Source organism: Sphaerospermopsis sp. FACHB-1094, assembly GCF_014696195.1.
Lineage (GTDB): Bacteria > Cyanobacteriota > Cyanobacteriia > Cyanobacteriales > Nostocaceae > Sphaerospermopsis > Sphaerospermopsis kisseleviana.
In genome coordinates this window covers 1-6016 of the sequence record NZ_JACJPT010000185.1, presented here as the reverse complement: position 1 = coordinate 6016, position 6016 = coordinate 1, and the positions used below count along the sequence as shown (strand labels likewise).

The following is a 6016-nucleotide window of genomic DNA, read 5'->3' as shown; positions in this document are numbered from 1 at the left end:
AGATTGTTGTGGTGATCCTTGCTACGAAGCGGTCTTTTCTGACCAAGGTTGGGACGGTCTACCACTTCCTCTAACATACCTCTAAGATACAAGGTTGGGTTTACCGTGTGGAAACCCAACAAACCCTTGTAACCCACATTCCGCACCCCTGGTGTCACAATCGGTAATTTCGTATTTTTAAATTCCTTTAAGAATCATATTTATAATCGTGGTAACAATCGTCAAAATATTTTCTTGGAGCGCAAAAATTATATTTATTTTCTCCGATTGCTCAAAGAACATCTTACAAACAATGCAGTAGATATTATTGCTTACTGTTTAATGCCTAATCATTATCATTTGTTGGTATATCTGAGAGATGATATTCTATCTGATACTATGAAATCTCTCTCACTTGCTTACACAAAGGCAATTAATAAAAGGTTTAATCGTTCCGGGATATTATTTCAGGGACGGTTTCAAAGTATTAATGTTTCACAAACTGAATATCTTTTCCATCTTTGCCGCTATATTCACCTCAATCCAGTCAAAGCAGGAATAGTAGATCAACCAGGAGAATGGTAATTTTCTAGTTATTTGGAATATGCAGAATTGGGACTAGGAAAAATACCCAAAATAGACTACATCAAAATGCACATTGAGGAAGAATCAGCTTACCAACAATTTTTACTAGATTATAATTTACCTAATGGTATTGGATTTAAAAGACTGCTACTTGATGATTAGTTTGGCACTCGGCACAGATCCCTGACTTCTATGATTAATTATTTGTTTAATAGCGAAATCTTTTAAAGAAGTCGGGGATCTTAATCTTTGTTTATACATCAAAATACAATTTAAATATATATAATTTAAATATAATTGAATCATAGCCCTACTTGAATTACCATAGTTTAAGGTCATGGTAAACTAACCATACCAGACATTTACACATCTAATAGCCAATGACTAAAAAATGGTTTAGAATCTGTACAACAGCAATATTTATCCTATCATTGATCTTACGATTTTGGGGATTAGGAAGATTTAATACCCTCGTATTTGATGAGGTTTATTTTGCCCAATTTGGTAATAATTATCTTACCAACACTCCCTTTTTTAATGCCCATCCTCCCCTGAGTCAATATATCATTGGTTTAGGAATTTGGATTGGTAATCATATTCCCTTTTGGCAAAATCCTGTCAACGGTGCAACAGGTTCTTTATTATCTCCTTGGAGTTATCGGTGGGCAAATGCTTTTACAGGTTCATTAATTCCCTTAATAGTTATTTTCCTCACTTATCAATTAAGTTATCGTCGTGGTTTCGCTTTATTAGCAGGTTTATTTACAGCTTTGGATGGTTTATTTTTGGTAGAATCTCGCTATGCTTTAAGTAATATCTATATAGTGATTTTTGGATTAATCGGACACTGGTTTTTATTATTAGCTTTGGAAAAACAAAATAAACAACGTTGGTTTGCTTTATTCATAGCTGGAATTAGTTTTGGTGCTTCCATTGGGACAAAATGGAACGGTTTATGGTTTCTTGCTGGTGCTTATGGAATTTGGATAGCAGCTTGGATAATTCGTTGGTTGCAATCTTTTTCATCATCACCACGCTCTCCTTTATTTACTTATTTACGTCCTTTCCTTTCTCCCAGTCAAGAACGAATAAAAACCCAAGAAAATACCCCACAAATACCACTGCAAAAAATTACGCAAATCAATATTTTACAAATGGGATTTTTTCTCGGAATTATCCCTATATTAATGTACAGTTTAATTTGGATTCCTCATCTCCAGCTAGACACAAGTTATGGATTTATAGAAGTTCATAAACAAATTTTACAGTTTCATCTTCAGTTAGGTGGTAATGATTCTAGTGTACATCCCTACTGTGCTGCATGGTACAAATGGCCATTAATGACTCGCCCAATGGCTTATTATTATCAAATCACTCAAAGTTTTCAAGATCCCATTCCTGTATTTGGACCACCCTTACCTCCTGGTGCGGGGAAAGTGGTTTATGATGTTCATGCAATGGGTAATCCTTTTTTATGGTGGTTTGGTTTAGCGACAATTATATTTTTAGTAGGAATGTTATTTGTAAAAATCTTACTACCGGGAATACAGCAAAAACGATTATTTATTCCTCAAAATCTAGGCGTTGATACTTGGATTGCTTTATATATTGTTATCAATTATGCTGCTAATTTATTACCTTGGGTAAAGGTAAATCGCTGTGTGTTTATCTACCATTATATGAGTGCAGTGATATTTACATTTATTGCACTTGCTTGGTTTGTTGATCAATGTCTTCGCAGTTATTATAGAGGAATGCGTATACTTGGTCTAACAATCAGCTTCACTATTATAGTTGCTTTTGTTTTTTGGCTACCTATTTATTTAGGTTTACCTCTTTCTGTGGAAGATTATCACCTACGGATGTGGTTTAGAAGTTGGATATAAAAATTAAACGGGGATCTAAAAAGATTTTCCATAGCACACGATCCCCAACTTCTTATTTTGATACTTTCAATCAAATATGATCAATGTTTAGAAGTCGCGGATCTGGAAAGATTTTCAATGGAATCAGAATCAAACCTTTGATATTTTCTTATGATATTTTCTTAATATATCTATATAAAAAGTGGTTACTTAATCACTTTAATTTCACATTTATTATCTGTAGTTAGGATAACTACCTGTTAAACTTTAATCAGTTAAAGATTAGGGTAAATCTACCCAATGACAAAAACCCAATGACAAAAAAGTCAAGAAATGATAAGAGGCAGAAAAAAAATTAACGCAGTAATCACAAAGTCTGAAAACAGCAAATTAGAATTTAACATCTCATTCAGTTTCTTAGCTACATAATCATCTGCAAGTTAATTGAACAGAAAATTGAAAAGTGCTAAGAGAGTTACATCTGGGTAGGTTAATAAACCTGACAAGTGAAAACATCTATCGCTAACTCTACTCTTGATGCACCTAGATAATAGAGGGGAATCGTGATGGATATCAGCTTACAAGTACAAAGCTTACAAGTACAAAGCTTACAAGTACAAAGCTTACAAGTACAAAGCTTACAAGTACAAAATGTTTCAGATATTAAGATCAAGAGCTTGAAAGAAGCACCAATTCATCTTTCTAGCCAAATTCAGCCCTATGGTATTCTGTTAATATTAGAAGAACCAGAATTAAATGTATTACAGGTTAGTAATAATACCTTAAATGTTTTCGGCATTTCTCCCGAAAATATGGTGCAGAAAAAATTAGAAGATTTAATCGATCCGTTCCAGTTTGAGAGAATTAAATCTGGGTTATTAGATCAGAATCTAAATTTTATCAATCCTACCAAACTTTGGATTAAGAAAAAAGGTGATGAATACACAGTGTTTGATGCTGTATTTCACCGTAATTCTGAAGGTTTTTTAATTCTAGAATTAGAACCAGCAATTTCTCAAGAAAATATTCCCTTTTTAAGCTTTTATCATTTAGCTAGAGCATCCATAAATCGCTTAGAAAACACAAAAAACCTCAGAGAATTTTGTCAAATCATTGTTCAAGAAGTGCGAAAAGTCACCGGATTTGATAGAGTCATGCTATATAAATTCGATGATGATGGACATGGTTCAGTTATTGCGGAAGAAAAAATAGACGAGTTAGAATCTTACCTGGGTTTACATTATCCAGAATCAGACATTCCCAAACCAGCGAGAAAATTATTTATTGATAATTCTATCAGGTTAATTCCCGATACTAATATAGAACCGGTGATAATTTTTCCTGTTGATAATCCTGTTACAAATCGTCCAGTTGATTTAACTAACTCTATTCTCAGAAGTCCCGCACCTTGTCATATAGAATATTTACATAATATGGGGGTTGGTGCTTCTTTGACAATCTCTTTGATTAAAGATCAAAAACTTTGGGGATTGATTGCTTGTCATCATAAAACACCCAAATATGTTTCCTATGAATTGCGGAAAGCTTGCGAATTTTTAGGGAGAGTGATATTTTCTGAAATTTCCGCTAGAGAAGAAACAGAAGATTATGATTATCGCATGAATTTGACCTATATTCAATCACTTTTAGTTGAATATATGTCCCAAGAAGATAACTTTATTGATGGCTTGGTGAAAAACCAGCCGAATCTTTTAGACTTAACCAGTGCCACAGGAGCAGCAGTTTGTTTTGGGGGAAATTACACCCTGATTGGTGAAACTCCCAGAGAAGAAGAACTGAATTTTTTAGTAGAATGGTTAAAGAATAATATAGAAGATGAAGTTTTTTATACGGATTCTTTGGCTAATATTTACCCAGATGCGATTAGTTTTAAAAATGTCGCTAGTGGTTTATTAGCTATTCCTATTTCTCAAAGGAATTATGTATTATGGTTTAGACCGGAGGTGATTCAAACTGTTAATTGGGGTGGAGATCCTAATCAAGCTTATGAAGTTAATCAAACTCAGGGGAATTTACATTTATGTCCTCGGAAATCATTTGAACTGTGGAAAGAAACAGTTAGATTAACATCCTTACCTTGGCAATATGTAGAAATCAAAGCAGCTTTAGAATTGCGGAAAGCAATAGTAAATATTGTACTACGCCAAGCTGATGAATTAGCACAATTGGCGCATGATTTAGAAAGGTCTAATGCGGAATTGAAAAAATTTGCCTATGTTGCTTCCCATGATTTACAAGAACCATTGAATCAAGTAGCCAATTATGTGCAATTATTAGAAATGCGCTATGAAGCTGCTCTGGATGAAGATGCAAAAGAATTTATTAATTTTGCAGTCGAGGGAGTCAGCTTAATGCAAACCTTGATTGATGATGTATTAGCATATTCTAAAGTTGATACTCAAGCGATCACATTTCAAGTTACAGAAGTAGAAACAGCCTTAGAAAAAGCATTAAGTAACCTCCGCAAACGCATTTCCGAAACCGGCGCAACCATTACCCATGATCCGTTACCCACTGTCATGGCTGATAGTATACAAATAATGCAATTGTTTTTAAACTTGATAGGTAACGCGATTAAATTCCGCAGTCACGAACCACCGGAAATTCATATAGGTGCAGAAAGATTAGAAGATGAATGGTTATTCTCAGTACGCGATAATGGAATAGGCATAGATCCGCAATTTAGCGATCGCATTTTTGTCATCTTTCAACGTCTCCACACCAGGGATGAATACCCCGGTACTGGTATGGGTTTAGCAATTTGTAAAAAAATCATTGAATGTCATCGGGGACGAATTTGGGTAGAGTCACAACTCGGACAAGGTGCAACCTTCTACTTTACCATTCCAGCAGGAGGACGTGATCGTGAGCGTAGAAACGGAAGAAATACACAAAATAATCTTTTTAGTTGAGGATAACAAAGCCGACATTCGCCTCATCCAAGAAGCATTAAAAACCAGTTCACTACCCCATGAAGTAGTAACAGTTAGGGATGGAATAGACGCAATGGCCTATCTGCGTCAAGAAGGTGAATATGCCGATGCCATACGCCCCGATCTGATTCTTCTTGATTTAAATTTACCCAGAAAAGATGGACGAGAAGTATTAGCAGAAATTAAATCTGACCCCAAATTAAAACGCATTCCTGTGGTAGTGTTAACAACTTCCAAAAACGAAGATGACATTTACCACAGCTACGACCTGCACGTAAACTGTTACATCACCAAATCTCGCAACCTCGCCCAATTATTTCAAATTGTCAAAGGTATTGAGGAATTTTGGTTTGCTACCGCCACTTTACCCACAGAATAATATTGGTGATTGGTGATTGGTGATTGGTGATTGGTGACTGGTGACTGGTGACTGGGTAAAAATAAATTGATAATTCATAATTTGTAATTCAAAAACTTCTGCCTCCTACCTCCTGTACGGGCGAAGTAGGGGCGAAGTAGGGGCGAAGCATTCGGAAAATAACCTGTGATAAAAATTGATAATTTATCGCCCGAATGCTTCGCCCTTACAGGAAAATAACCTGTGATAAAAATTGATAATTTATCGCCCGAATG

Annotated in this window: 6 protein-coding genes; 5 read left to right on the top strand and 1 reads right to left on the bottom strand. The window is 35.1% G+C overall.

The features are described 5' to 3' along the window. Positions 1-159: 159 nt before the first annotated feature. The 5 genes from H6F47_RS28290 (at position 160) to H6F47_RS26450 (ending at position 5762) form a co-directional block, all read left to right on the top strand. Positions 160-564 carry a transposase gene (locus H6F47_RS28290; protein ID WP_347239115.1) on the top strand — a complete coding sequence of 135 codons (405 nt, stop codon included), beginning with the start codon at positions 160-162 and terminating at the stop codon, positions 562-564. A gap of 12 nt (positions 565-576) precedes the next feature. Beyond that, entirely contained in the window at positions 577-726 is a 150-nt protein-coding gene (locus H6F47_RS28285) for a hypothetical protein (RefSeq protein WP_242027505.1), read from the top strand. 218 nt (positions 727-944) lie between these two features. After that, positions 945-2450: a phospholipid carrier-dependent glycosyltransferase gene (locus tag H6F47_RS26460; protein WP_190651719.1), complete on the top strand. Its 1506-nt coding sequence runs from the start codon at positions 945-947 to the stop codon at positions 2448-2450. A 545-nt stretch (positions 2451-2995) separates the two neighbouring features. Beyond that, positions 2996-5362 carry an ATP-binding protein gene (locus H6F47_RS26455; protein WP_190651721.1) on the top strand — a complete coding sequence of 789 codons (2367 nt, stop codon included), beginning with the start codon at positions 2996-2998 and terminating at the stop codon, positions 5360-5362. Continuing rightward, positions 5316-5762, top strand: coding sequence for a response regulator (locus H6F47_RS26450; RefSeq protein WP_137668058.1), 447 nt, complete (start codon positions 5316-5318; stop codon positions 5760-5762). The genes H6F47_RS26455 and H6F47_RS26450 overlap by 47 nt, the downstream gene beginning before the upstream one ends. A gap of 74 nt (positions 5763-5836) precedes the next feature. Here H6F47_RS26450 and H6F47_RS27635 read toward each other — a convergent pair. Further along, positions 5837-6016 (bottom strand): hypothetical protein (locus H6F47_RS27635; RefSeq protein WP_206755166.1); only part of this gene is annotated, 180 nt, incomplete at its 5' end.